Origin of the sequence: Streptosporangium sp. NPDC087985 (genome assembly GCF_044741965.1) — a bacterium.
Classification (GTDB): Bacteria; Actinomycetota; Actinomycetes; order Streptosporangiales; family Streptosporangiaceae; genus Streptosporangium.
In genome coordinates this window covers 81,451-107,241 of sequence record NZ_JBIUTQ010000002.1, presented here as the reverse complement: position 1 = coordinate 107,241, position 25,791 = coordinate 81,451, and the positions used below count along the sequence as shown (strand labels likewise).

Sequence of the window (25,791 nt, the reverse complement as noted above, 5' to 3'; positions counted from 1 at the left end):
TGCGCCCGACGAGTACGGCGAAACCGCCGGGCAAGTCGTCGTCAGTAGCCTGCCACCTGAGGCCAGCGCAGCTCGACGCCTTCGCAGGTAAGCCTCTGCTGGAAGTCCGCGAGCAGGTCCTCCTTCTCCTGCACGGAGTGCGGTGCGATGCCGTTGTCCAGGCAGAACGCCGCCAGCGCGCCGGCGGCCTCACCCACATTCCACTCGACCGGGTGCAGCCGGTACGCGCCGTTGGTGATGTGGGTGGTGCCGATGTTCTTGGCGGCGGGCAGGAGGTTGACCATCCGCTGCGGGACCAGTGCGCCGAGCGGAATCTGGAACGGCGAGCAGCCCACGTCGATGTAGTTGTCGCCCCCCGTGGAGGGGTGCAGGTCGATGCGGTACATGCCGATGCCGACCGAGTCGGCGTAGTCGACGGCGCCCTTGTCGCCGCGCACGGCCAGCGACAGGTCCTGCTCGACCACGGTGTACAGGGCGCGGATCCGCCGCGATTCCCGGATGTAGGGGGCCTGGGCCAGGCCGTCGGCCGAGCCGGTCACGTCGCCGCGCAGTCGCAGGCCGGGGAATCCGGTGCCGCCGTCGGGGCGGGGGGCCTCGGTCTGCATCCAGTACAGGGCCGAGCGGGACAGCTCGCGCGCCGCCGCCAGGTGCCGGTCGGCATCCGGCACGTCGATGACCGGCCCCTCCATGTAGTCGATCATCGGCCAGTTGACCAGCGTGATGTCGCTGGCGTAGGCGCCGGTGACGAAGTTACGGCGGGCGGCGATCCGGCGGAAGGTCCACAGGTTGAGGTCGCCCCCGTTGTCCCGCTGGTCCGCGTCCATCCGCAGGGGATCGTCGTCGGGGTTGGGAGTGAAGGAACGTTCCAGGATCTCCAGCGTCTGGGGCTTCGGGCACCTCCAGGACAGCAGCCGGTCACCCCAGAAAGAAGGCTGGTACTTCCGCCAGAAGTCGTAGGTACCCGGCTTCTCGATGGTGTGGTCCCCGTCGACGTGGTCGATCGCGAAGCACACCGAGACGGCCTGCATGTTCAGCGGCTGCGCCTCCGCGGGCGCGCTCGGCTCACCGGTCTCGCCCTGCGACTCGAACCCCGTGACGTATTCGGTCCCGGTCAGCGGCAGCAGCTCGCCGGTCTCGGTGGCGTCCAGCACGTACAGCGCGCACACCGTGATCTCGCCGCCCCCGTCCCGGTGCTCGAACCGCACCGCGGTCACCGTGTCGCCGTCGACCTGGGCGCCCACCGGGCGGTAGGGCTGCAGGACCCGCAACCGTCCCGACCCCCGGTAGGGCGCCAGCATCGCCTCGATCACCGCGACCGCGACCCTGGGCTCGTGACAGAGCCGGCTCACGTGACCCGCGCCCGGGTTGAGCTGCCGCCAGGCTCGCGACCGCTCGGTCAGCGGGTAGTGCTCCCGGTAGTACCGCCGGATGCCGTCGCGCAGCGCCCGGTAGCTCGCCGTGACGCCGAACCGCTCCACCCAGGGGTGCTCGTCCGGCGGCACGGCCTGGCTGGTCAGCTGGCCGCCCAGCCAGTCGTGCTCCTCGGTCAGGATCACCGTACGGCCGGCTCGCAGCAGGGCCAGTGCGGCGGCGACGCCGCCCAGCCCGCCTCCGACGACCACCGCGTCCGCAGATATATCAACCACTTGGGAGTTCTCTCCTGTCATCTCGGTTCAGTCTCCGGCCGGGGCCAGCGTCGCGCCGTCGACCAGCTCGCAGGGCAGTAGTTCCTGTGGGGCCCCGCCGTTCTCCAGCACCCCGGTCAGCAGCTCGACGGCTCTGCGGCCCATCTCGCGCCGGGGGATGCGGAATCCTGTGAAATCAATGTCGTCGCGGACGGGACGGGTGGGGGTGCCGAGCGCGAGGATCGACAGGTCGCCGGGGACCGTGACGCCCCGCTCCCCTGCCGCCCGCGCGATCGCGACACCGTCCGCCCACTCCTCGACGAAGACCGCCGTCACTCCGGCTCCGGTCAGATCGCCGAGAAGGTCGTCCGGAGTCCGGCCGGTCACCGGCAGGTGGATCCCGTCGACGCCGACGGGATCCACCGCCTCGCGGAACCCGCGCAGGCGGTCGGCTCGGGACTCGGCACCCGTTCCGGCGCCGACGTAGGCCGTCCGCCGGTGGCCGAGTTTCACCGCGCGCTCGACGAGCGCCCGCACCGCCGGGAGGTAGTCGGCGCCCACGTACGGCACCGGCGCACCCGCGTCGTCACGACGGCCGACGGACACGAACGGGATGCCCTCCGACAGCAGCCGGGCCAGGTCGTCGCGGTCGACCGTGCGGCCCAGGAGCACGCATCCGTCGGCCAGCCGTACCCGGCTCTCCGCGTTGAAGATCCTCCGTCGCGCGCCCGGCGCCCTGGAGCCGGTGAACAGCAGCAGGTCGCAGCCGATCTGCTCCGCGCACTCCTCGATGCCGAGCAGGAACGGGTGGTAGAAATCGGCGCTGCTGGTCGGGAAGACCACCTCGTAGGTGAACACGCCCAGGATGCGGTTGCGCCGCTCGGCGAGCCGCCGCGCGACGGGATCGGCGACGTATCCGGTCTCACTGATCGCCCGCAGCACGCGCTCACGCGTCTCCGGGGAGATTCGCGTGTCGGCGTCCGTCCGGCTGTTGAGGACCAACGACACCGTGGTCTGGCTCACCCCGGCCATCCGGGCGATGTCCTGCTGAGTGAGGCGACGGCTGGTAGCGGTCACGTTCCGTGGCGTCCCATCGATTGGCGATACGTACTTACAGGGAGCCGGCCACCCGTTTGGGGAGCCGAGACCAGGCCGTCAAGTTCCCGCAAAGATCAGGTACGGAGGTTTCTCCTGAAGTAATGCGCATTACCACATTAACCCACGTCTTGCCATGGGTGAAACCATTCGATCGCAACCGCCACCCATCATTACTCAGAGTGCCGGGTCGTCACCCTCGGATTGGTGGTCCCGCGCGTTGTCGGAGTGCCGCGCGGGACCACGGTCGGGACGGCCGGTCAGCCGGTCGTGCAGGTGACGGGGGCGGGGACGCCGTTGGTGCCGGTCCAGCCGGCGCCGAAGCCGAACGTCGTGGAGGCCCCGGCCGCCAGGTTCCCGTTCCAGCTCTCGTTCTTGACGGTGACGGCGGCACCGGTCTGGGTGTAGACGCCGCTCCAGAGCTGGGTGATCGTCTGGCCGTTCGGGAACGACCACTTGACCGTCCAGGCGCTGATCGCCGAGGTGCCGGCGTTCTTCACCGTCACCTCGCCCTGGAAGCCGCCGGGCCAGGAGTTGGTCACCGCGTAGGTGGCCGTGCATCCGCTGCCGCCCCCCGACCCCGCGGCGGTCCTGAACGTGACGGGGTCGGAGGCGACGGAGCTGTTGCCCGCCGCGTCACGGGCGACCACGTAGTAGGTGTAGGAGGTGTCGGCGGCCAGCCCGGTCAGCGCGAACGACGCCGAGGACGGCGAGCCGACCTTCACGCCGGTGGTCCCGGCCTGCTGGTAGACGTCGTAGCCGGTCACCGCGACGTTGTCGGTGGACGCCGTCCAGGTCAGCGTGGCGCCCGAAGAGGTGATCGCCGAGGCGACCGGCCTGCCGGGCTTGGACGGCGGGGTGGTGTCGGTGGGCGGCGGCACGGTGCCGCCGCTGTCGGCGTAGAGGACGCCCCGGCCGTTGGTGCCGAGGTAGACCCGGCCGTAGATCCGGGGGTCGCCGGTGATGGCCTCGCCCATGTTGCCGTACTGGTGCTGGTCGTCGTTGATCCTGACCCAGGTCGCACCGGTGTCGTCGGAGCGGAACACACCCTGCGTCCCGCCGACCGTGGCGGCCGCGTAGAGCGCCTGGTAGCTCCGGCCGGGCGCGGCCTTGCCGAAGCCGATGTTGATCGCGCTCGTGACGCCGGAGACCTTGGTGAACGACGCGCCGCTGTTGGTGGAGTGCCAGAGGCCGGTCTCACCTCCCGCGAGCCAGATGTCTCCCTCGCGGCCGGGGACGGCCTTGAACTTGACGTTGCCCGTGGACGGCAGCCCGGTCGCGGCGGTGGCCGTGAACGAGGCGCCACCGTTGGTGCTGGCGTAGAACCTTCCCGCGCTGAAGCCGTAGAACTTGCTGGAGTTCACCCGGTCGGACTCCACCACGGCGTTGGTCGGGAGGCCGGTGGAGGCGGTCCACGAGTTGCCGTAGCCGACCGAGTAGTGCACGGCCACGCCCTGGGGCGCCCAGACGAACCGCGATCCGTCGGCCGCCGCCGCGATCGTGCCGCCCTCGTTGATCCCGTTCGGCTCGGCGCCCTGGAACCAGTTGGCGCCGCCGTCGGTGGAGAAGGCGGCGTGGCGGTCGTTCGGCCGGTCGGAGTGGGCGAAGTTACCCGCGCGGACCATGACGGCCGGGTTGTTCTCGGCGTAGTCGAGGCTGGTCGTCGAGGTGAAGCCGGGCGAGGTGAACATCATGGGCGGTACGGCGTCGAGGTTGGTGTGCCGGAAGCCGCCGATGTCACCGAGGCCGCTGATCAGCGGGGCCCCGGAGGGCGGGCTGATCAGGTCCAGGACGGCGGTCTCCTCCAGGCCCCTGACCATGGGCTTGATGGTGAACTGGCCACCGGTGTCCCACTTCAGCAGATCCTCGGTGCCGTAGATCGTGGCGCCCGTGCCGTACATCATGCGGTTGGAGTCGAACGGGTCGATCTCCAGCGACTCCGTCATCCAGCCGAGTTTGGGCGTCGTCTCCGGTGGCTGCGGGTTCGACCCGAAGGTCAGCCACGGCGAGGACGAGATGTCCATCTTGTAGCGGAAGCTGCGGTTGGGGTACGAGGCGAAGTCCCAGATCCGGGTCCAGGTCGCGCCGCTGTCGGTGGAGCGGAAGAAGATCACGTCGGGCCACCAGGAGACCTGGGTGGCGACCATCAGCGTGCCGGGACGCTGGCGGTCGATCGTGAGGCCGCTGTAGCCGAAGTAGTCGTCGGCCGAGCTGGACGGGATGGGGCTGATCTGGGTCCACGCGCCGGTGACCGTGTTGAGCTTCCACACGTCGCCCTTGCCCCCGTCGTAGGGGCCGCCGGTGTCACTGGTGGCGATGTAGAGCATGTGGTTGACGTGGTCCAGCACGCCCTTGTGCGCGATGTAGCCGGTCGGCTGCCCGGCGACCCTGGTCCAGGTGACGCCGGCGTCGGCGGAGCTGTAGACCGTGTTCGCCTTGTCCGCGACACCGACGTAGATCTTCTTCGTCGTGCTGCCCGCGGTCGACGAGGACCGGTCGAAGGTCACCCAGACCACGCCCGGCCGGTGGGTGAGGTAGCCGTTGGGGTCGGAGGGGTCCTGGGCGTAGTTGCCCGGGTTGGTGAAGCTGGTGACCTTGGCCCAGGTCGCGCCCTTGTCGGTGCTGCGCCACAGGCCGTTGCCGTCGGGCGCGCCCAGGTACACGACGCTGTTGTTGTTGGGGTCCACGGCCAGCCGCTCGCCCATCCCCCGGCCCGGCATGTTGCCGCCGAGCTTGAACGGCAGGGGGGCCGTCTGCCAGGTCTTGCCCTTGTCGGCCGAGCGCAGGATCGCGCCGTTGTTGGGATCCCAGCTGTTGGTGTACATCCCGGCGGCGACGTAGACCCGGTTGGTCTCCACCGGGTCGGTGGCGAGGCTGACCACGCCGTTGTAGCCCCAGTTGTTCTGGCCCACCCAGTCCAGGAGCGGGGTCCAGGTCTTGGTCGCCTGCTCCCAGCGGTAGGCGCCGCCGATGTCGGTGCGGGCGTAGGCGAGGTTCTTCTCGGTCTGGTTGAAGATGATCCCCGGCACGAACCCGCCGCCGTCGATCCGGACGTTCTTCCAGGTGTACGACTCGGCGGCGGCAGCGGCGGCGGACGTTGACGCGGACGTTGACGCGGACGCGGTCCCGCTCCCGGCGGCCGTGCCGATCGCCGCGCATGTCACCGCCGCGGCGGCGAGCATGCTGAACAGCCTTCTTCGCATGTACGGCTTCCCTTCGCAAAGCAACGGACAAACCGCCATGCACGATCAGGTGACGGGACCCTGACCTTCGACCGCCCATGATGCGCGTGCATGAACGCCCAGAGGTTCACATGCCGGACCACAGGTAGTCAATAGTTTGGACGGACAACTAACGCCTCCAAGGTAAAACCCTTGGGGCTTCCGAGATGTTTACCCAAAACATGGGCTAATGTCCGTTCATGTCCGAGGTCCCCCTCGCCGCAACCGAGGCTCCCCTTGTCAGGACCGTCAGCGGCTCCTGCCCCCCGTCCGCCATCGACGGAGCGGTCCTCCCCCGCGAGCACCTGCGCAGCGACATGCGCAGGGCGGCCGACGCCGGCTCCGACCCGCACCGCTGGCTGGACGAGGAGCAGGAGGTCGTCCGGGAGCTGTGCGGGCTGCGCCAGTCCGACAGGCTCGGCCTGGTCGTCGAGCTGAGCTGCATCGGCATGGGCCGCGACGCCGCGACGCTGGCCCGGGTCGCGGCGGGCAGCCGGGTGGCCGTGGTGGCCGGGACCGGCTTCTTCTCCGGCCCCTTCACCCCCTCCTGGGCGTTGGACGCCGACGTGGACACGCTCACCGCGCATCTACTGGCCGAGATCGAGAACGGCCTGGACGGCACCGGTGTCCGCCCCGGCGTGATCGGCGAGATCGGCATCTGGGGCCAGGAGCCGACCCCCGCCGAGGAGCGCTGCGTGGCCGCCGCCGCCAGGGCGTCCCTGGCCTCGGGCCTGCCGGTCGCCACCCACCATCGCGGCGGTCCGGCACTGCTGGAGATCCTGCTCCGCGAGGGCCTGCCCGCTCACCGGGTCAGCGTCGCCGGCACCGGAGCCGAGCCGACGACCCCCCGCGAGATCGTCGAGAGGGGCGGCTACGTCTGCCTCACCTCCCTCGGCGCCGACCGGCTCCAGCAGGCACTGGACCTCATCGAGGCCGGCTACGCGCACCGCCTGCTGCTCAGCAGCGGCCTGTCCAAGGTCTCCGAGATCGAGCGGTACGGCGGAGCCGGCTACAGCCACCTCTTCCGCATCTTCCTGCCCCGGCTACGCGAGTCCGGGATCAGCGAGGAGACCATCCGCCTGATCACCCACGACAACCCTCTCCGCTGGCTGAGCTTCACGGAGTAGCCGGGCCGTCGCACGGAGGGGCGCAGTCGCGGCGCGGGGCGACCATCAGGCGTGAGCCGGGTCCCATGGCCGCCGCCACGTCGTCGGGGTTGGCCAGCGCGCAGCGGTCCAGGGAGAGGCAGCCGCAGCCGATGCACTCGGTCAGGCCGTCGCGGAGCCGCTGGAGCTGCCTGATCCGGTCGTCCAGCTCGCTCCGCCACGCCATGGAGAGCCTCGCCCAGTCCTCGCGGGTGGGGGTGCGCTCGTCGGGCAGCGCGGACAGCGCGCCCTGGATCGTCCTGAGCGGGATCCCGACCCGCTGCGACACCCGGATGAAAGCGATCCTGCGCAGCGTGTCACGGGTGAAGCGGCGCTGGTTACCGGCCGTACGGCGGCTGCGGATCAGCCCCTTGGACTCGTAGAAGTGCAGGGCCGAGACGGTGACCCCGCTGCGCGACGCGAGCTGGCCGACGGTGATCTCCAGATTCTTGGGCATGCCCTCACCCTAGCTTTACCTCAATCAAGGTTGAGGTTGCCTGCCGGGGAACGCGTTCCCCGGCAGGCAGCCGCCGCCTGAACGGCCCGGGAGGCCCCCTGGGATTCAGGGGATGATCGAGTAAGAATGGGCGCATGACGAAAACACTGGTGCTGGGTGGCGGAGGCGTCGCGGGGATCGCCTGGGAGGCGGGGATCATCACCGGCCTGCGGGGGGCGGGCCTGGACCTGGGAGAGGCCGAGCTGGTGATCGGTACCTCGGCCGGGTCGGTGGTGGGGACGCTTGTCGCCACCGGAGCCGACCTGGAGAGCTCGGTCGCGACCCACGCGGACACGGAGACCGGGAAGGTTCCCGCGATCGACATGGAACCGGTGATGGCCGCCTTCGGCATCCTGTACGACCCGTCCCTGCAGCCCCGTGAGGCCCGGCGACGGGTGGGCGAGATGGCCCTGGCGGTCAGGGACAACGGTTCCAGGATCGAGACGATCGGCGACCGGCTGCCTGTGAAGGAGTGGCCTGACCGCCGCCTGATGATCACCGCGGTCGACGCCGGGACCGGCGAGTTCGTGGTCTGGGAGCGTGACTCCGGCGCGTCACTGGTGTCGGCCGTCGCCTCCAGCTGCGCGGTCCCCTGTGTGTTCCCGCCAGTGGAGATCAACGGACGCCGCTACATGGACGGCGGGGTGCGCTCGGTGACGAACGCCGACCTGGCGGCGGGCAGCTCCACCGTGGTCATCCTGGAGCCGATGGCTCACCTCGCGCCCAGGCAGCACTTCGAGGCCGAGATCGCCAGGCTGGGCGATGCCGTGGTGGCCCACCTGGCTCCGGACGAGGCGTCCATGGCCGTGTTCGGCACCAACCTCCTCGACCCGGGCCTGTGGCGGCCCGCCTTCAAGGCCGGTCTCGCCCAGGCACCCGCCCTCGCGGAGAGCGTGACCAGAGCCTGGCAGGTCTGAGTCGCGTCCCCTCAACGCCGCCGCGCGCCCTCACGGAGCCGACCGGGATCGATGTCCCGCTCGGGGTGGCGGCGCAGGTACTCCTGCTCCAGCTCCTCGGTCCGCGTGGTGTGGTTGGCGAGCGCGTCACCGGAACCGTGCAGGAGCGTGTCGGTCCGGGTCGCGTGCAGGTGCCGCAGCTCACGGAGCAGATCGTCCTCGATCAGATCCCTCGGGTCGATTCCCATCGTCATATGGACCGCCTACCCGGTCCCGGCCTTCCTCACTTCCCCTGAATCCCTACTGCCGGGACAGCTTCACCAAATTGAGTCAGATTTCATGACTTCTTTACATTGCGGCCATACCGTTATGGCCTTACCTTCCCGGTATGGATCTCGAGCTCCGACACCTCAAGATCGTGCGCGCGGTCGCCGAGGCCGGGAGTGTCACCAAAGCGGCCACCCACCTCGGGCTGGCCCAGCCTGCGCTGACCGCGCAGCTCAAACGGATAGAGCGGGTGCTCGGGGGAGCTCTTTTCGAACGCGATCACAACGGCGCACGGCCCACGCCTCTCGGGGAACTGGTGCTGTCCAGGGCGATGGTGCTGCTGCCCGCCGCCCGGGAGCTCCAGGAGGAGGCGGTCCGGTTCGCCAACACGGGCGGAGACGCTCCCAGCTACCGGCTGGGCGCCACCAACGGGCCGATCCTGGGCGGCCTGGTGGACCGGCTCGCCACGACCTGGCCGTCAGCCCCGGTGAGCACCTACACCTCCTGGTCCGCCAGGGAGCTCACCACGATGGTCATGCTCGGCCGGATCGACTTCGCGCTCATCGGCGCCTGCGGGGAGAGCCCGCCCCCGGTGGAGGGGCCGGTGGTGTGGCTGACCGTGGGGGTCGATCCGGTCTTCGTCCTGCTCAACGAGAACCACCCCCTGGTCGGCCGCAAGGAGGTGGCGCTGGCCGAACTGTCCGGCGAGCGGTGGGCGGTCACCCCCGGCGACAGCTGTTTCGGCGACTGCTTCGCCACGGCCTGCGCCCGCGCGGGCTTCACACCTCAGACCATCTACGAGACCGACGTGGCCACCTGCCTCCACCTGGCCGCGGTCGGCCGCGCCGCCGTACTGTGCCAGGCGAGCTTCCAGCCCGCCCCGGGCGTGGCGATGGTACCGCTCGCCGACGCGCCGCTGCGCTGGCGGCACCTGCTGGGCTGGCACCCGGAGGGGAGCGGCGCGCGGGCCGCAGCGTCGGTCACCGAACACGCGAAGGCCGCCCACGCCGACGCGGTACGGCGCAGCACGCGGTATGCCGCCTGGCTGGCCGGGAACCCCCACTTCGGTACCGCTCCATGACGTCCGGCCGGCTCCCTCATCGGCCCGCTCCGTCACCGGCCGTCGCCGCTCTCCTCCGGGAGGGGCGGCGGCGCCGTCGTGGCCGGACGTCCAGAAGAATAGGGGGATGAGCGAGCTTCTGAGGTTGTGCGAGGGCGCGGTGCTGACCCATCTGGTCACCCGTGCCGAGCTGGCGGCCGGTGCGCTGACGGCGGTCGACGACCTGCGGCTGTGGGCACGGCTGGCCGACGGTGAGGGGGTGCCGCTGGCGGGGGGCGGCGTGGTCCGCACCGCGGTCGACGCGGGCGAGCCGTCCCTGACCGGGCCCGGAGGCTGGCTGGCCGGAGTGGAGCCGGAGGACATGGTCGCGCTCCGCCTGCGCGACGGCGCGCTGGAGCTGTCCACCACGACGCTGACCGGCTTCCCCGCGGAACGGGCGATCCGGGTCGTCGAGGAGTTCGGGGCGCAGGCACTGGAGGGGTTGCGCGCCTTCGCCGAGGGGCTGGAGCCGAGCCCCGGCGTCTCGATCGACGTCGTGGTCCTGGAGCTGCTGATGAAGGCCCCGGAGACCTTCGCCGACCCGCTCCCGCCGCTGGCCCCGCTGCTGCGCGAGTCCTCGCTGGAGGTGCGGGGTGGCCGGGTGGGCATCGTGGGCGCGCCCTGGGACACCGGGTCGGTCGCCGACCTGGCCCCGCTGGACATCATCAGGCTGGCTCTGGCCCGCAGCGCGCTGCGCACCTACGACGAGGGCGCCGACCTGTCCAAGGCGATCGCCTACCTGTCCCGGTCGGAGACGGTGCTCGCGAGGATCGCCGACGAGGTGGAGCGCGAGCCGCTCGGCCCCGGCCTGATCGAGGCGCTCCCCCGCACCGAACCGGCCGCGCTGCTGCTGATCGCCCGGTCGGCCGAGGGTGAGGGGCGGTCGTTCGAGGCGGCCGGGTTCATCACCGAGGTGCTCTCCCTCGCCCCGGGCCTGGCCCCTGCCGAACAGGACGCGGCCGAGTACGCCGCCTGCCGTACCGACCCGGCCGACCCGCTGCCCGTGCGGGCCGCGCACCTGTTCCGGCAGTTGCTGGCGTACGGCTACCGCCCGGCCCGCCGCCGCCTGATAGACGATCTGGTGACGCTGAGCGTCAGGGTGGCCGAGCCCGCCCTGGCCGACCTGGCGCTGTTCGAGAACGACGTCGTCGGCGAGTTCCTGGACGCGCGGGGCGACTGGCTGCGCGACGACGAGGTGGAGCTGCTGGAGTCCTGGCGCAGGACGCCGCTGCGGCTCTGGGAGGTCCTTGACGTCGCCGGAGACCGGATCACCCTGCGCGAGATGGGGCACGGCGGGAGGGAACCGGTGACGCTGACCGACGGGCTGCTCGCCCGGCAGGCCCTGCCCGGGGATCTGATGCTGACCAGGCTGCTGGGCGACGGGGAGGGCCCGCACGTGTTCGGCCATCCGTTCAAGGTGGACCCGGCGCGCGGGGAGGAGATGCTCGCCCTGCTCACCGACCCCGTCGACCCCTACGCGGTGGCCGCCTTCTTCAGGCGGGCCGGACGGCCTCAGACGATGCCGTAGACGCGGGCGGCCACCCCGCCGAACACCCCGTCCCGCTCGGACTCCGACAGGTGCGCGGTGAGCGTGCGGGCGCTCTCCAGCACGGTCTCGTACGGCGCGGCCAGCAGGCAGACCGGCCAGTCGGAGCCGAACATGACCCGCCCGGGCCCGAATGCCTCCAGCACCGCGTCGGCGTAGGGCCGCAGGTCGGCGACCGTCCAGCCGTCCCAGTCGGCCTCGGTGACCAGGCCGGACAGCTTGCAGGTGACGTTGGGGCAGGCGGCCAGCTCGCGGAGCAGCGTGGCCCACGGCTCCCGGTCGCCGGAGACGATCGGCGGCTTGGAGCAGTGGTCCAGCACGAAGCCGACGCCGGGTAGCGCGGCCACGGTCTCGATCGCGGCGGGCAGCTGGTGTGGGAGGGTGAGCAGCTCGTAGACGAGCCCGGCCCGCCCGACGGCCGCCAGACCGCGCCGCACGTCGTCGCGGCAGAGCCAGCGCGGATCGGCCTCGCCCTGCACCTGGTGCCGGAGGCCGCGCAGGTACCGGCCCCCCGGCATGGCCGACAGCGCGGCGAGGTCGTCGGCCACCGAGGGCGCGGTCAGATCGGTCCAGCCGACCACCGCCGCGATCAGGTCGTGCTCCTCGGCCAGGGTCAGGAGCTCCGGCGTCTCCTCCGGCACCGTGACCGTCTGCACGAGCACCGTGGCCGTGATCCCCGCCGCGTCCGCCGGCAGATCCCCGACGCCGAAGGACCTCCGCAGCGGAGCCATCCGGGGGCCGGCGATCCATTCCTGGTCCCGCACGGACAGGTCCCAGACGTGGTGATGCGCGTCGATCATGGAACTCCCCAGGAGACTGATCCGATCATTCAACCCTGGACCTCATCCGCCGACAACCTTCCGACTCCCACAGCACTGCGGGACACCACAGACCGTTTATGCCGATGACTGATCAAAAGTTAAGGACATAAAAGCATAATGGGGTAACAGGAGAGCGTAAGTCGCTTTGACGCGGCGTAAATGAGGAGTGTTGACTGTGCGCATGCTGAGCGAAGCGAACGGTTCAATCGCCGGCGCGGGGGCGCTTCTGAAGATCCTGCGTGACGGTCAGGCCCGGACCCGGGCCGAATTGATGCAGCTGACCGGACTGGCCCGGTCCACCCTCGGGCAGCGGCTCGACGCGCTGCTGAGTCAGCAGTGGATCGTCCCGACCGAGGAGGCCATCTCCTCGGGGGGCCGTCCCGCCGTCGCCTTCACCTTCAACCGCGCCGCCCGCGTCGCCCTCGCCGCCGACCTCGGCGCCACCCACGCCCGGGTGGCGATCACCGATCTGGGCACCGAGGTCCTCGCCGAGCGCACGGTCGAGATGCCGATAGACCGCGGCCCCGTGGAGACGCTCACCTGGCTCCAGCACACCTTCGAGGAGATGCTCGCCGAGACCGGCCACACCCTGGACAAGGTCTGCGGCATCGGCGTCGGCCTGCCAGGTCCGGTCGAGCACAGCTCGGGCCGGCCGATCAATCCGCCGATAATGCCGGGCTGGGACGGTTTTCCCGTCCCCGACTGGCTCGGTGAGCGTTTCGGCGTGCCCGTGCTCGTCGACAACGACGTGAACATCATGGCCCTCGGCGAGCACTGGGCCGCCCGCCCCGAGGCGGACCACCTCATCTTCATCAAGATCGGCACCGGCATCGGCTGCGGCATCATCAGCGATCGCCACCTGCACCGCGGCGCCCAGGGCGCGGCCGGCGACATCGGCCACATCCAGGTGGCGTCGGCCTCCGACATCGTCTGCCACTGCGGCAACTTCGGCTGTCTGGAGGCCGTCGCCAGCGGCGCCGCCATGTCCGCCCGCCTGTCCGCCGACGGCGTGGAGGCCGCCGACAGCCGCGACGTGGTCCGCCTGGTGCGCAGCGGCAACACCCAGGCCGTCCAGCTCATCCGCCAGGCCGGCCGCGAGGTCGGCGACGTCCTCGCCTCGATCGTGAACTTCTTCAATCCCTCGGTGATCGTGGTCGGCGGCGATATCGCCGAGGCGGGCGAGCAGATCCTCGCCGGCCTCCGCGAGGTCATCTACAGCCGCTCTCTTCCCCTCGCCACCCAGCACCTGACGATCACCGCCAGCGAGCTCGGCGACCGGGCGGGCGTGATCGGCGCGGCCGTCATGGTCATCGAACACGTCCTGTCCCCCGGCAGCATCGACCGGTCCGTCACCCGTACCTGACCGGGGAATGCCGAACCGCCCTGGACGCCGGCCCGATCAGCGCCGTGGAATACCGACCCGCCCTGGATACCGAACCCGGCACCGTGGGACGCTGACCCGCCATGGACGCCGAACCGATCAGCACCTCCCGGCTCACGCTCGAACCGCTGGCCGTGGAACACGCCACCGAGATGGCCGAGGTGCTCGGCGATCCGGCCCTCCACACGTTCATCGGAGGCTCCCCCGCGACCGCCGAGCAGCTCCGCGACCGTTACACCCGCATGGTCGCCGGGCCGCCGCCCGGCGGTGACGAGTCCTGGCTCAACTGGGTGATCCACCTGGACGACCCGGGCTGCCTGGTCGGCTACGTTCAGGCCACCGTGACCTCCCCCGGCCGGGCGGCGGTGGCCTGGGTGGTCGGCACCTCCTGGCAGGGCCGGGGCATCGCCGGCGAAGCGGCTCTCGCCCTCGCCGGCTGGCTCGGGGAACACGGGGTGAACGCCCTCATCGCGACGGTCCACCCCGACCACGCGGCCTCCTCGGCCGTGGCCCGCCGTATCGGCCTCGTCCCGACCGACGACCGGGTCGACGGCGAAGTCGTCTGGCGATCCGTATAGGAGCCCAAGATGTCCCCTGGATGGACGCCCGTTCCGGCCACGCGACAGCCGTACCGGCTCAGAGGAGAGCTGGCCCGCCCCCTGTGGCATCGCAGAGCACCGGCGCAGATCGGCGCCCACCCGGGATATCCACCTGATCGGGCAGGCTACGCCGGTGCCACCGATGCCGCAGTAGCCGTCCGGTACCTTGAACAGGTATTGCTGGTGGTAGCGGTTCGCTTCAGCCAGCAAATCATTCTCACTGTCACCCCCAGCCTCGGCGACCCGCTAACCAGCCCGGAGGGCGGCGACCGACTCGACCAGACCTGCTTTCTCCAAAGCGTCGAGCACATCGTCTACGGCCTCCGGCGGGTTCACTCGCGAGTCCGCGATCTGCTGAACACAGGCCCAGACCACTCGTCCGTCGAGATCGATCTGGTCCAGCACGAAGTCATCGGGAGCCTTGGCCTCAATCTCCCAGGGCGCCAAGTGTTCTGAAGGAAAGTCCCTGAGATTTGACGTGACGATGACCTGTGCTCCTACTTTGATCGCCGCAGCAAGCACATGCCGGTCATCCGGGTCGGGTAGCTTCAGTCCCTCGATAAGGGGTTCGTACCCCTCGACCAGGCAGTCTCGGACTGCGGAGTTCATGAGCAGGCGAAGTTTGCCCAGTTTCTCCTCCGGAATGTCTGGACGATTGGCGGCAAGGTTACGCTGCATTTCGTCGAGAATCCTGCTGGTCCACTTGGCCTGGAGCCGTCCCGTCATGGCCAGGCGGATGAGCAGGTCGCGAAGTGTGTTGCCATAGAGCACGTTCGCGTCATAGACCACCACAAAGCTCATGCTCAGATGCCCAACTCCTGGCCTAGCGCAGCAAGTTGATCGGCAGCCGTACGGCGCTTGGCATCATCGCGACGTTTGTACTCCTGAAGGTCCTCGTATGTAACACGCCTGTGCTTGCCAACCAAGCGGAAGGGGATCTCTCCTCCCTCCAGAAGCTTGATCAGGTGGGGGCGCGAAACGTTCAGCATGTCCGCCGCCTGCTGGGTCGTCAGCTCGGCGTGAGAGGGGATGACCGTCACCCCTCGCCCTTCAGCCGCCTGGGCAAGGATGAAGGCCAACAGGCTCACAGCTTCCCGAGGCAAGATCAATGGGTCTTCAGCACCGTGTTCCCCGACAACACGGATGGCGGACTGCTCGTGAGACCGCATGAGGTAGTCCTTGATGCGGCGCACAGCACGGCCGGCCATCTCAGCATCGATGCTTCCGGGCTGTACTCGCTTGGCCTGCACATCTGTCATCGCCGTACCTCCTTCTCGCAGTATCCGCAACAAACGAAATAAACGCAAGCGATGACGGCAGGCATCTGGATCGCCGGCTGATCCACACCGCGCCCGGAGTCGGTGCCGTGGTCACCGATGAGCAGCACCGGATGCTGCTGACCTGGTGGCACCGCTTCATCTTCCGCGCCGACAGCGCCGCCTACATCGGCCTGCCCGCCGGGGGATGGGAAGCCGAGCGCGTCGAATGGGTACCGCTGAACGACATCCCCAGGCTGGTCGGCAAGGGTGACATCATGAGCGGCACCGGCATGGCCACGCTGCTGTACGTCCTCACCGAACTGTAGGCAGTGGCTGAAGTCCGGACAGCAGGACGGCTCGCGTCCAGGAGTTGAGCGCGAGCCGTACGACGGAGTGCTGTGGAGTTACTCCTCGGTCGGGACCAGGCCCGTCTGGCAGGCGGCCCACTCGGAGGGGTCACCCAGCTTGACGTTGGTGCCATCGAAACCGCGGTAACCACAAGGTCTGTGCGCGACGAGCACTCCCCAGGCCGCCCGCGGCGGCATCTACAGATCTGTCATGACCTGGCTTTGCTTTTCACCCGGTGACGGGCGTCAGACCATTACCGACTCCCCACCGGGATAGGCAAAGGACGACCGAGGCGAGTAGAAGCCCCACGCGATCTGCAGCGGCTCGGCGGGGCGGAGAGCATAGACGGAGTGGCTCGGCTCCAGAAACTCCAGTGACACGATCTCGAACGGGTCGACCGGTTCCGCCACGAACGGATAGATCCCGCTGAGCTTCTGCCCGCCGACCTCTGTGATGTAGCGCAACTGGCCACGGTTGACCGCCGTACCGGTGTCACCGACCCGCGCAGTCGTACGGATCACCGGCACACCGTCCGACTCGGTCGTCGCGACCAGCTCCCTGCCCTCGACCTCGATCGTGGTACGGCCCGCGGTGGCGGGCACACCTCGGGCGGCCGCGTACTCGCGTACCACCACGCTGGAGTTGAAGTAGTGCGTCCACCAGCGGCCGGGGGTCACACCGTCGGGAGCGTAGGCGTCCTCCAGGTCCGGCCCGATGTAGGTGAGCGAGTACGCACCGAAGCCCGAAGTCTGCTCAGGCCGGTCGACGACGTACTGGTTCATGAAGACCTGGCGGTTAGCCATGGGCTTCAGACCATCAGGCACCAGGGCCGCGACGGCTTCGGGATCGGCCGGCACCCAGCCAAAATAGATCATCCGGCTGTTGACGACGAGCTGGGGAGCCACGAGTTCGGACACGACTTCTCCCTGACTATCGACGGTATACAGCCGGAACATACGTTACGTACCCACAGAGAACAATGATGGATATACGATCCCCTCGACTTCTCGGAAACCGAGGGGATTCGCAAGCCCGACACCGATCCGCTCAAAACAGCCATCTGCCTTAAAGGGGCAGCCGACTGGTGACCACCTCGTCGCCGTATGGCAGAGATCGAGCGGCCGGTCTCCGTCACAGGCTGGATCGACCGGCGCGCAAAGGTTGTCCCGTAGCTCGTAGAACTTGATGTGGCGGCCCCGCCTCGCGGCCTACCTGATGGTAGGTCTCGAACAACCACCACATCACTCCGAGTATGGAGACGTGGACCGTGAGCAAGACCTACCAGAACAAGACAAAATCCACGTGGGCTGTTCGCTTCCACCGAAAGAAGCGAACCGAACAACTGGCCTGGCTGTCCCGCGCCACGGCCAGACGTCAAAGCCCTGGAACACTCTGGTTGACGTCATCGCCTCCCGGCATGGACTCCTTCGTGGCCCAGAAGACGGACGAGACCTCCGGGCAGGCTTGATCTCCGCCCAGGTCTCAGCAAGACCGGCTACTTCTCCGATGTCGTCAGCCCTGTCGGGCAGAACCATTCGGACGGGTCACCTGGCTTGACGCTGGTGCCGCCGATGCCGCAGTAGCCGTTGCGGTTCTTGTATCGGAGTCGGGGCGACGGTGAGCGCCGCAAGAGCCGGGGAAGACCAGAACTGGGGCGGCAAGCTGCCGCTCGCTCGATCCATGACGTTAGGTTAAGCCGGATCACCTCGGCGCGGCCGTATTCGTGACACGGATAGAGCCACTACTGGCAGTGCTGGGCTGTTCAGCGCGTGTGCCGTCCTTCGTGATGATCGCGTCATGCATCGCTTACCACTCCGGGCAGCCAACCGATTACTGACGGCGCTGGAAGATCTCGGCATCGCGGCTGACGTTCACGAGGGCTACGGGATCGCGCTGGTATCGGTCTGGGTGGATCTTGTGGTCTGGACCGATGGCGCGTCCTTCTCCTGGTGGCTGTCGGAACTGATCCGCGAGGCACTTTCGGAGATTCCCTCAAGGCGAAACGCAAACTCGGCGCCCTAAAGGTCCGTACTCATTCCCATCCCTCGCTTTGATCAGACGCTGCGACCGGCTTCGGTCTCAGGCTTGGGCGGCTATCCGCCCGCGTGGATGTGGCGAGATCTGGGGCGCCCAATCAATGGGCGCGATCTGACGACTGCTCGCGCGGTGCAGGCCCGGCCGCTGGAACCGTCAGAGTGACGCGCAGGCCGCCATCCGGGCGGGGAGCGGCGGTGATCGCACCGTCGTGCACGGCGGCGATCGACGAGACGATCGCCAGTCCCAGCCCGAACCCGTCCGACGTGGTGCGATCGTGCAGGCGCTGGAACGGCTCGAACAGGGCGTCGACGCGATCCGCGGGAACGTCCGGTCCTGTGTTGGTCACCGAAAGCGTGACCCGCTCGTCCATCGCGGAGGTGGTGAGCCAGATGTCGCCGCCGGGCACGTTGTAGCGGATCGCGTTGTCGACCAGGTTGGCGACGAGCCGTTCCAGCAGCACGGGGTCACCCCACGTCACCACCGGCTCCAGCGTCGCGTGCAGGTTCCGGTCGCCGAGCCGGAGGTCGTCGAGGACGTCCTCGGCCACGGTGGCCAGGTCGACCTTCTCCCGGACGCTCAGCCCGCGCTCGTTCCGCGCCAGGGTGAGCAGGGCCCCCACGACCGCCTCGGCCTGGTCGACGGCGACCCGGACGTCCCGGCCCATGCTCAGCAGCTCCGCCTCCGTGGGTGCCCGCTTGCCGAGGACGACGTCGACGGTGGCGCGCATGACGGTCAGTGGCGTGCGCAGCTCGTGGCTGGCGTTGGCGATGAACCGCCGCTGGCTCTCGAACGCGGCCTGCAGGCGGCCGAGCATGTCGTCGAAGGTGTCGGCCAGCTCGTGCAGCTCGTCGCGCGGGCCGGTCAGCGACACCCGCGCCGACAGGTTGTGCTCGGACGCGGCGCGCGCCGCCGCAGTGATGCGGTGGACCGGGCGCAGCACCCGCCCGGCGACGATCCACCCGGCGAGCGCGGCGAGGAGGATGACCACCACGAGGGTGATCAGCGAGTACCGCAGCAGGTGTGACAGGGTCGCCTCGCGCTGGCCCGCCGCGCCGGCCACGACGCCTTCCAGGTAGGCCAGGTCGCACTTGGCCTGAAGCGCGGGGTCGGCGTCCACGCGGAGGGCCTGCCTGCAGTATGTGAGGAACTGCTCGGCATTGTCCGCCGGGCGCGTCCCCGTGCCTTGGATCTCGGGAAGCCCGGCCACGAGGAAGTAGGTGATGGCGACAACGATCGCCCCGCACGCCGCGAACAGGCCGGTGTAGAGCAGCGTGAGGCGGACCCGGATGGTGAGGCGCGGCCGGGTCACAGCCGGTAACCCCGTCCGACGACGGTCTCGATCACCGGCGGCGGACCGAGTTTGCGGCGTAACCGGGTCATCGTGACCGAGACGATGTTGCTGAACGGGTCGGCGTTGGCGTCCCAGACGTGCTCCAGCAGCTCCTCGGTGCTGACCACGCCGCCGTCGGCGGCCATGAGCATCTCCAGGATCCCGAACTCCTTACGGGTGAGCGACAACGCGCGGGTGCCACGGCTGGCCCGGTGGCGGGCCCGGTCCACGACCAGGTCGCCGCGGCGGACGATCGGCGGCGCGGACGGCGCGCGGCGGCCGAGCGCACGCACCCGGGCGACCAACTCGTGAAACGCGAACGGCTTGCCCAGGTAGTCATCGGCGCCCAGCTCCAGCCCGTCGACCCGATCGTCGACCCCGGCCGCCGCGGTGAGCATCAGGATGCAGGCCCTGCCACCGGCCAGCGACCGGCACACCTGGTCGCCGTGGACCCCGGGCAGGTCCCGGTCGAGCACGATCACGTCGTACGCCGTGGCGGCCGCCTCGACCATGGCGGCCGCTCCGTCGGTGACCACGTCGACCGCCATCCCGGCGTCTCGGAGCCCTTCGGCGATCCGATGGGCCAGCGTGACGTGATCCTCGACCACCAGGACTCGCATGAGGTCATTCTGCGTCGCCGGGCATGACATCGGTCCGACATCGGACGTAGCGGTGCTGTCACCGGCCGCGGCGTAGACCTCGACAGCATGAGACCAATTCTCGTGATCCCCGTCCTGCTGTGCGGGCTGGCGGTCACCGCCTGCACCAAGGCCCCCGAGGGCACCGGTATCGCCTCGGCGAACCGCGGCACCGCAAGCGCGCGCCCGTCCGCATCCCCGGCCGGCGATCCGGCTGCCTACGTGAAGTGCATGCGGGAGCACGGCCAGACCATGCCGGATCTCGGCCCGAACGAACCTCTCAGGCTCATCCCGCCGAGCGGCGAGCAAGCACGCGCGTGGCGAACCGCCCACCAGGCGTGCCTGCGCTTCCTCCCGGAGGGGATGCGGGAGAACGGCCCCCCGCCAGAGGAACTGGAGCAGCTCCGGGCCTTCGCCGTGTGCATGCGCGCCCACGACGTCGAGATGACCGATCCCGACCCAGCCGACGGAAACATGGTGATCAAGGGCCGATTCGCGAACGTCACCCGGGCCCAGCTCGACAGCGACCCGGTCTACAAGGCGGCCATCGAGGCCTGCAAGGACAAGCTGCCCCAGGAACAGAAGGAGGGGAAGTGAACCGGCCGACCCGGACTGCGCTGGTGGGCGGGTCGGCTCTGCTGGCGGTCGCGGTGGTGACGGCCGCCGCGATCGGCTTCGGCGGAAAGAGCCCGTCCACCTCGTCGAGCACCACCAGGGCACTACCCGCCACCGCTCCGGTCACCCGGACCACCTTGACCCGGAGCCAGCAGGTGAACGGGGTGCTGGGCTACGGGGCGTCGGTGACCGTCGCCGGACGCGGCTCCGGCACCCTCACCTGGCTACCGCGCCTCGGCGCCACGATCAAACGCGGCCGGTCGGTCTACCGGGCGGACGACGACCCGGTGCCGCTGTTCTACGGCAGGCTTCCGCTCTACCGGCAGCTGCGCATCGGGGACGCCGGCAGGGACGTCGAGGAGGTGGAGCGTAACCTGGCCGCCCTCGGCTACCCGGGTCTGACCGTGGACCGCCGGTACACCTGGGCCACGGCGGTCGCCGTACGCCGGTGGCAGAAGGATCTCGGGCTTACCCAGACAGGTGTCTTCGACCCGGCGTCCGTGGTGATCGCGCCCGCCGCGATACGGGTGGCGTCACTCACCGGGCGGCTCGGCACCCCCGGAAGCGGGCCGATCCTCGCCTACACCCGCACCACGAAGGTGGTCAGCATCGCCCTGGACGTGGCACTGCAAACCCTGGTCAGGCGGGGGCTGCCCGCGACGGTCGAACTCCCGGACGGCAAGACCGCCAAGGGCAGGATCGCCGAGGTGGGCACCGTGGCCACCCCCGGGCCGGACGAGCAGCGCCCCGCGGCGATCGACGTGACCGTGACCCTCCGGGACCAGTCGAAGATCGGCCGGCTGGACCGGGCCCCGGTCGTCGTCAGCCTGGTGTCGGACAGCGTGCGCGACGTGCTCACGGTCCCCGTCGCGGCGCTGGCCGTGCTCGCCGAGGGCGGTTACGGCCTGCAGGTGGTGACCGGCTCCACCAGCCGGTACGTGCCCGTGCGTCTGGGCATGTTCGGCGACGGCCGGGTGGAGGTCAGCGGTGACGGCATCACCGAGGGCACCCGCGTGGGGGTGCCCGAATGATCGTCCTCAGCGGAGTGGGCAAGACCTACCCGGGCGGCTTCCAGGCGATGCGCGACGTCTCGCTGACGATCGACGCCGGCGAGCTGGTCGGCGTCGTCGGCCCATCCGGATCGGGCAAGTCGACGATGCTCCATCTCATCGGGGCGCTGGACCTGCCGACCAACGGGACGGTGACGATCGCCGGAACCGACGTGTCCCGGCTGCCGGACCGGAGGCTCTCGGCGCTGCGGGGGCGCACCGTCGGCTTCGTGTTCCAGCAGTTCCACCTCGCGGCGGGCGTGCCGGCGGTGGACAACGTGGCCGACGGCCTGCTCTACGCCGGCGTCCGGCTGCGCGAGCGACGCCGCCGGGCGACCGCCACCCTGGAGCGGCTGGGACTGGGCGACCGGCTGGACCACCGCCCGCACGAGCTCTCCGGCGGGGAGAAGCAACGGGTGGCCATCGCCCGCGCGGTGGTGGGCGATCCGCCCGTGCTGCTCGCCGACGAGCCGACCGGCAACCTCGACTCCGCCTCGGGCGCGGAGGTGATGCGGCTGCTGCGGGACCTTCACTCCACCGGCACCACCGTCGTGGTGATCACCCATGACCGGGACCTCGCCGCAGGGCTGCACCGTCTGGTGCACGTACGCGACGGGCAGGTGGTCGCATGACCGCGCCGTCGCATCTTTCGCTCGCGGACGCCTTCCGCGTCGGCGCCGCCGGTCTGCGCGCCCGGCCACTGCGGGTGTTCCTGTCCGCGCTCGGCATCGCGCTCGGCATCGCCGCGATGGTGTGCGTGGTCGGCATCGCGAGCTCCAGCCGGGAGAGCCTCAACCGGCAGCTCGCCGCACTCGGCACGAACCTGCTGCGGGTGTCCCCCGGGCACACCCTCCACGGCGACCAGTCGCACCTGCCGGAGGAGTCGGTGGCGATGATAGGCCGGATCGGCCCGGTGCTCTCGGTGACGGCCACGGGGACGCTGACCAGCGCCAACGTGTACCGGAGTGACCGTGTCCCGCCGGGCGAGACGGGCAACCTGACGGTGATGGCCGCGCGGACCGACCTGCTCGGCACAGTGGGCGCGAGCGTGGCCAACGGGACGTGGCTCAACGCGGCCACCGTGCGGTACCCCGCCGTGGTGCTCGGGGCCTCGGCGGCCAAGCGGCTCGGCGTCGTCAGGGCCACCCCGGACGTGAAGGTGTGGCTGGGCGGCCAGTGGTTCACCGTCGTCGGCGTCCTACGCCCGGTCGTCCTCGCGCCGGAACTGGACTTCGCCGCCCTGGTCGGCTGGCATGCGGCGAAGTCCACCCTGCGCTTCGACGGGTATCCGACCACCGTCTACACCCGTACGCGGGACGACGCCGTACTGGCGGTGGCGGCGCACTGCTGGGGATCGCCGTGACGGGGGCGTACGCGACGTACCAGAACTGGCCCGCGGTGGTGCCCGCGTGGGCCGGCGTCGGCGGCGTGGTCGCCACGCTGGTGATCGGCGGTTTCGCCGGCATCTACCCTGCCTGGCGCGCCGCCCGCCTCTCCCCCACCGAGGCCCTTGCCGCCCCGTGACCCTCCGTCAGGGCCAACACAAAGCGCCCCGGAGCGATCAAGCTTCGGGGCGTTTGGGCTGTTCAGAGGATGTGGTCAGGGGCAGGGTCGAACTGCCGACCTTCCGCTTTTCAACCCTGTAGTGAAAGTTCTCGCGGTCGCAATCGTAAGTTCTTCAGGGATTAACGGTTCGACTGCCGATATGCCACTGGTATGCGATCAGGCATTGGTGATGTGAAGGTCGCAGATGTCCTCGGTGGTGCCGTCGAACCAGACCTGATCTTCGTACTCACCAGTGCTGGCCACGTAGATGGCCGTGCCCCAGTGGGGGCGGATCCGCCGTAGCGCAGCCGCATCAGCGACAGGGGACGCCCGAGCAGTTCGCTCGTATGCAGCGGGCGGGCGAACGGGCAACCACGCTCGCCCGGCAACGCTCTCCGTCATGACCGGGTGAGGGGTCGGGTCTCCACTGCGCCGGTGACCGCGAGGTGGCGGCGGCGGCTCGGCATCATCATGGTCGGGTGGGAGATGCTCCAGGCCGCGCTAGCGCAGATCATCTCCTTGATGCGGGCGGCGGTCCGGCCCGTGAAGACGGTGGACGTGACCTGATCGTCGGGGGTCACGCGCTGGATGATTCCATCGCGGCGTCCGAGGCTGATGCACTGCAAGGAGTAGCCGATCGTGGTCTCGGGAACCTTGCGACCGGTCAAGCGCGCGGCGATGACGTCGGCTGCCAGCCACGCCATCGGGTTGCCCGAGGCGCAGGACATCCGCAGCGGCTTGCCACCCGCTCCTTCGGCGAGCGCGGCGTCGCCGACGGCGTACACATCAGGGTGCGAGACCGATCGCATGCTGGCGTCGACGACGATCCGGCCTGTGTCGGACACTTCAAGGGTGGTGGCGGCCGCGATCGGGTGCACGGTGAAACCCGCGGTCCACACGGTCACCTGGGCCCGGATCTTTCTGCCTGCACCGGTGACCACGCCGTTCGCTTCGACGCGCGTGATGTCGGCATGGTCGTGGACCGTGATGCCGAGCCGGTCCAAGGCGCCGCGCAAGTGGCGCTGGGCCTTGTCGCTGAGCCAGCCGCCGACGCGGCCGCGGGCGGCGATCGCGACCTTAAGGTCCGGGTGGGCTTCGGCGATCTCGGTGGCTACCTCGATGCTGGTCAGGCCGCCGCCCACGATCAGCACGGTCTCACCGGGCTTCACCTCGCTCAGGCGCGCCCGCAGTCGGAGAGCGGCCTGCTTGCCGGCCACGTTGTAGGCGTGCTCTGCGACACCAGGGACGCCGTGATCGGCGATGGCGCTGCCCAGGGCGTACACGAGGGTGTCATAGGCGAGGGTCTCACCGCCGAGATCGACGGTCTTGCCTTCCACATCGACAGCGGTGACCCGCGCGGTCCGGACCTGTACGCCGGTGCCCGCGTAGAGGTCGCGCAGTGGGCGAGGCCGCAGATCTTGCCCGCTCGCGAGCTGGTGCATGCGCACCCGTTCGACGAACTCTGGGTCGCCGTTGACCAGGGTGATCTCGATGTCGTCGCGGTGCAGCCGCTTGGCGAGGCGACCGGCGGTGTTGGCTCCGGCGTACCCGGCTCCCAGGACGACGATGCGGTGCTTCATGGCTCGCTCCTATCTGGTTGCTTTCACCTCCTGAACCGGACAGGCGCGCGATCCCTGACAGCGAACGAGTGTGATCTGAGTCACCAATTCACCACTAGCGGGCGATGGGGTCCAGCGGCCGCCCACTGGCGCGCGATGCGCTGAAGTTTGTCCGGGTTGACCTGGATGTGGATCGACGCCAGACCGTCGGGGGTCGCATCGAGGCAGAACACGCCGATGACCTGCTCGTCGACCTCGGCCAGCACGGCAGGACCGCCGTTGACGACGACGGCGTAGAAGGCGGGACTGCCACCGACGAGGGCTCGCTTGGCATCGCTCGGCTGGAACAGAGCACGCAGGTACTTCGCGATGCCCATCGCTCCGATGACCGGGGTCCTGCGGGCATGAACCTTGCCGCCGCCGTCGGCCATGCTGACCGCGTCGTCGGCGAGCAGCCGGATCAGTGGCTCGGTGTCGCCGCTGAGGGCCGCGGCGAGAAACTCCTCGACGATCTTCCGCGCGGCGACCGCATCGATCTCCGTGCGGGATCGTTCGACAGCCAGATGCTGCCTGGCACGCCGGTAGATCTGCTGGCAGTTCGACTCGGTGATGTCCAGAATCTCCGCGATCTCGCGGTGCGCGTACCCGAACGCCTCGCGCAGCACATACACCACGCGCTCATTGGGGGACAGTCGCTCCATCAGGGTGAGCATCGCCATGGAGACCGACTCACGCTGCTCGAAGGTGTCGGCGGGACCGAGCATCCGATCTCCGTCCAGCACCGGCTCAGGGAGCCACTGCCCCACGTAGGTCTCCCGCCTGGCCCGCGCCGAGGTGAGCTGGTTGAGGCAGAGGTTGGTGAGCACCTTCGTCAGCCACGCTTCGGGCGTCTCGATCCGTTCCCGGTCCGCCGCATGCCAGCGCAGGTACGTATCCTGCACCGCGTCCTCCGCATCACCGGCCGATCCCAGCAGCCGGTAGGCGATCGCCTCCAAGCGGCCCCTAGAGCTCTCGAACAGATCGGCCTCGTGCGTGCGGAGCGACATTGCCCCATGATCGGTCATGCGCGCAGGCCGCGTCCACATCGTGTCCACCGTGATCCGGTGGCGGCGGGCGGTCTCGGCGTTGGACAGGCGGCGGGCGGCGTCCAGCACGATCCGCGCGCGGATCACCTGCTGGTAGGGGCTGGTGCGAGAGTAGGCCACGGTCTCCAGCCGCCG

28 protein-coding genes are annotated in these 25,791 nt (G+C 69.6%); 14 read left to right on the top strand and 14 right to left on the bottom strand.

The annotated features are described in order from the left end of the window. Positions 1-41: 41 nt before the first annotated feature. From ACIN94_RS05665 to ACIN94_RS05655, 3 genes are all read right to left on the bottom strand, one after another. Positions 42-1,646, bottom strand: a complete 1,605-nt coding sequence (locus tag ACIN94_RS05665; RefSeq protein ID WP_400700154.1) for an FAD-dependent oxidoreductase — start codon at positions 1,644-1,646, stop codon at positions 42-44. A gap of 27 nt (positions 1,647-1,673) precedes the next feature. Continuing rightward, positions 1,674-2,702 (bottom strand): LacI family DNA-binding transcriptional regulator, encoded by a 1,029-nt coding sequence (locus tag ACIN94_RS05660; protein ID WP_400700152.1) that lies wholly within the window; start codon positions 2,700-2,702, stop codon positions 1,674-1,676. A gap of 278 nt (positions 2,703-2,980) precedes the next feature. After that, a complete protein-coding gene (locus tag ACIN94_RS05655) occupies positions 2,981-5,923 on the bottom strand; it encodes a cellulose binding domain-containing protein (protein ID WP_400700151.1) in 2,943 nt (980 codons plus the stop codon). 218 nt (positions 5,924-6,141) lie between these two features. Between ACIN94_RS05655 and ACIN94_RS05650 the strand changes: the two genes are divergently transcribed. Then, positions 6,142-7,068, top strand: a complete 927-nt coding sequence (locus tag ACIN94_RS05650; RefSeq protein ID WP_400700150.1) for a phosphotriesterase — start codon at positions 6,142-6,144, stop codon at positions 7,066-7,068. Here ACIN94_RS05650 and soxR read toward each other — a convergent pair. Continuing rightward, entirely contained in the window at positions 7,058-7,543 is a 486-nt protein-coding gene (gene soxR, locus ACIN94_RS05645; RefSeq protein WP_400700149.1) for a redox-sensitive transcriptional activator SoxR, read from the bottom strand. The two genes, ACIN94_RS05650 and soxR, sit on opposite strands and share 11 nt — an antisense overlap. A gap of 134 nt (positions 7,544-7,677) precedes the next feature. Here soxR and ACIN94_RS05640 point away from each other — a divergent pair, with 134 nt between their 5' ends. Continuing rightward, the gene (locus ACIN94_RS05640) at positions 7,678-8,499 is read left to right on the top strand and encodes a patatin-like phospholipase family protein (RefSeq protein WP_400700147.1); all 822 of its coding nucleotides are present in this window, start codon (positions 7,678-7,680) and stop codon (positions 8,497-8,499) included. Between the two features lie 11 nt (positions 8,500-8,510). Here the strand turns inward: ACIN94_RS05640 and ACIN94_RS05635 are convergent, their stop codons facing one another. Continuing rightward, entirely contained in the window at positions 8,511-8,732 is a 222-nt protein-coding gene (locus ACIN94_RS05635; protein ID WP_400700145.1) for a DUF6158 family protein, read from the bottom strand. Between the two features lie 134 nt (positions 8,733-8,866). Between ACIN94_RS05635 and ACIN94_RS05630 the strand changes: the two genes are divergently transcribed. Beyond that, entirely contained in the window at positions 8,867-9,826 is a 960-nt protein-coding gene (locus ACIN94_RS05630; protein ID WP_400700143.1) for a LysR family transcriptional regulator, read from the top strand. 106 nt (positions 9,827-9,932) lie between these two features. Further along, a complete protein-coding gene (locus ACIN94_RS05625; RefSeq protein WP_400700141.1) occupies positions 9,933-11,372 on the top strand; it encodes a hypothetical protein in 1,440 nt (479 codons plus the stop codon). On the opposite strand, the gene ACIN94_RS05620 is transcribed toward ACIN94_RS05625, so the two are convergent. Then, a complete protein-coding gene (locus ACIN94_RS05620) occupies positions 11,357-12,190 on the bottom strand; it encodes an amidohydrolase family protein (RefSeq protein ID WP_400700139.1) in 834 nt (277 codons plus the stop codon). The genes ACIN94_RS05625 and ACIN94_RS05620 overlap by 16 nt on opposite strands. Before the next feature lie 202 nt (positions 12,191-12,392). On the opposite strand from ACIN94_RS05620, the gene ACIN94_RS05615 reads away from it, so the two are divergent. Both ACIN94_RS05615 and ACIN94_RS05610 read left to right on the top strand, forming a co-directional pair. Then, positions 12,393-13,574, top strand: a complete 1,182-nt coding sequence (locus ACIN94_RS05615; RefSeq protein WP_400700137.1) for an ROK family protein — start codon at positions 12,393-12,395, stop codon at positions 13,572-13,574. Positions 13,575-13,675: 101 nt separating this feature from the next. After that, positions 13,676-14,170: a GNAT family N-acetyltransferase gene (locus tag ACIN94_RS05610; protein WP_400700135.1), complete on the top strand. Its 495-nt coding sequence runs from the start codon at positions 13,676-13,678 to the stop codon at positions 14,168-14,170. A 267-nt stretch (positions 14,171-14,437) separates the two neighbouring features. Here the strand turns inward: ACIN94_RS05610 and ACIN94_RS05605 are convergent, their stop codons facing one another. Both ACIN94_RS05605 and ACIN94_RS05600 read right to left on the bottom strand, forming a co-directional pair. Then, entirely contained in the window at positions 14,438-14,992 is a 555-nt protein-coding gene (locus ACIN94_RS05605; RefSeq protein WP_400700133.1) for a PIN domain-containing protein, read from the bottom strand. Positions 14,993-14,994: 2 nt separating this feature from the next. Continuing rightward, entirely contained in the window at positions 14,995-15,450 is a 456-nt protein-coding gene (locus ACIN94_RS05600) for an excisionase family DNA-binding protein (RefSeq protein WP_400700131.1), read from the bottom strand. A gap of 107 nt (positions 15,451-15,557) precedes the next feature. On the opposite strand from ACIN94_RS05600, the gene ACIN94_RS05595 reads away from it, so the two are divergent. Beyond that, positions 15,558-15,776 carry a hypothetical protein gene (locus ACIN94_RS05595; protein WP_400700129.1) on the top strand — a complete coding sequence of 73 codons (219 nt, stop codon included), beginning with the start codon at positions 15,558-15,560 and terminating at the stop codon, positions 15,774-15,776. Between the two features lie 78 nt (positions 15,777-15,854). Here the strand turns inward: ACIN94_RS05595 and ACIN94_RS05590 are convergent, their stop codons facing one another. Together ACIN94_RS05590 and ACIN94_RS05585 are read right to left on the bottom strand one after the other, a co-directional pair. Beyond that, on the bottom strand, positions 15,855-15,995 hold the full coding sequence (locus ACIN94_RS05590; protein ID WP_400700127.1) for a hypothetical protein: 141 nt from the start codon (positions 15,993-15,995) through the stop codon (positions 15,855-15,857). Positions 15,996-16,043: 48 nt separating this feature from the next. Next, positions 16,044-16,715, bottom strand: coding sequence for a hypothetical protein (locus ACIN94_RS05585; RefSeq protein WP_400700125.1), 672 nt, complete (start codon positions 16,713-16,715; stop codon positions 16,044-16,046). A 350-nt stretch (positions 16,716-17,065) separates the two neighbouring features. Between ACIN94_RS05585 and ACIN94_RS05580 the strand changes: the two genes are divergently transcribed. Beyond that, on the top strand, positions 17,066-17,266 hold the full coding sequence (locus tag ACIN94_RS05580; protein WP_400700123.1) for a hypothetical protein: 201 nt from the start codon (positions 17,066-17,068) through the stop codon (positions 17,264-17,266). 329 nt (positions 17,267-17,595) lie between these two features. Beyond that, positions 17,596-17,820, top strand: coding sequence for a hypothetical protein (locus tag ACIN94_RS05575; protein WP_400700121.1), 225 nt, complete (start codon positions 17,596-17,598; stop codon positions 17,818-17,820). A gap of 112 nt (positions 17,821-17,932) precedes the next feature. Here the strand turns inward: ACIN94_RS05575 and ACIN94_RS05570 are convergent, their stop codons facing one another. Then, positions 17,933-19,144 carry a sensor histidine kinase gene (locus ACIN94_RS05570; protein WP_400700119.1) on the bottom strand — a complete coding sequence of 404 codons (1,212 nt, stop codon included), beginning with the start codon at positions 19,142-19,144 and terminating at the stop codon, positions 17,933-17,935. Next, positions 19,141-19,785 carry a response regulator transcription factor gene (locus ACIN94_RS05565; protein ID WP_400700117.1) on the bottom strand — a complete coding sequence of 215 codons (645 nt, stop codon included), beginning with the start codon at positions 19,783-19,785 and terminating at the stop codon, positions 19,141-19,143. The genes ACIN94_RS05570 and ACIN94_RS05565 overlap by 4 nt, the downstream gene beginning before the upstream one ends. An 87-nt stretch (positions 19,786-19,872) precedes the next feature. On the opposite strand from ACIN94_RS05565, the gene ACIN94_RS05560 reads away from it, so the two are divergent. From ACIN94_RS05560 to ACIN94_RS05540, 5 genes are read left to right on the top strand one after another with little or no spacing between them, the layout of a single operon-like run. Further along, entirely contained in the window at positions 19,873-20,400 is a 528-nt protein-coding gene (locus ACIN94_RS05560; protein ID WP_400700115.1) for a hypothetical protein, read from the top strand. Continuing rightward, positions 20,397-21,449: a peptidoglycan-binding protein gene (locus tag ACIN94_RS05555; RefSeq protein ID WP_400700113.1), complete on the top strand. Its 1,053-nt coding sequence runs from the start codon at positions 20,397-20,399 to the stop codon at positions 21,447-21,449. The genes ACIN94_RS05560 and ACIN94_RS05555 overlap by 4 nt, the downstream gene beginning before the upstream one ends. Further along, positions 21,446-22,099: an ABC transporter ATP-binding protein gene (locus ACIN94_RS05550; protein WP_400700111.1), complete on the top strand. Its 654-nt coding sequence runs from the start codon at positions 21,446-21,448 to the stop codon at positions 22,097-22,099. Before ACIN94_RS05555 ends, ACIN94_RS05550 begins: the two co-directional genes overlap by 4 nt. Next, a complete protein-coding gene (locus ACIN94_RS05545; RefSeq protein ID WP_400700109.1) occupies positions 22,096-22,830 on the top strand; it encodes an ABC transporter permease in 735 nt (244 codons plus the stop codon). Before ACIN94_RS05550 ends, ACIN94_RS05545 begins: the two co-directional genes overlap by 4 nt. Continuing rightward, positions 22,827-22,991, top strand: coding sequence for an ABC transporter permease (locus ACIN94_RS05540; protein ID WP_400700107.1), 165 nt, complete (start codon positions 22,827-22,829; stop codon positions 22,989-22,991). Before ACIN94_RS05545 ends, ACIN94_RS05540 begins: the two co-directional genes overlap by 4 nt. Positions 22,992-23,410: 419 nt before the next feature. Here ACIN94_RS05540 and ACIN94_RS05535 read toward each other — a convergent pair whose 3' ends face one another. Next, the gene (locus tag ACIN94_RS05535; protein ID WP_400700105.1) at positions 23,411-24,592 is read right to left on the bottom strand and encodes an NAD(P)/FAD-dependent oxidoreductase; all 1,182 of its coding nucleotides are present in this window, start codon (positions 24,590-24,592) and stop codon (positions 23,411-23,413) included. A gap of 80 nt (positions 24,593-24,672) precedes the next feature. Beyond that, positions 24,673-25,776, bottom strand: coding sequence for an RNA polymerase sigma-70 factor (locus ACIN94_RS05530; RefSeq protein WP_400700103.1), 1,104 nt, complete (start codon positions 25,774-25,776; stop codon positions 24,673-24,675). Positions 25,777-25,791: the final 15 nt, after the last annotated feature.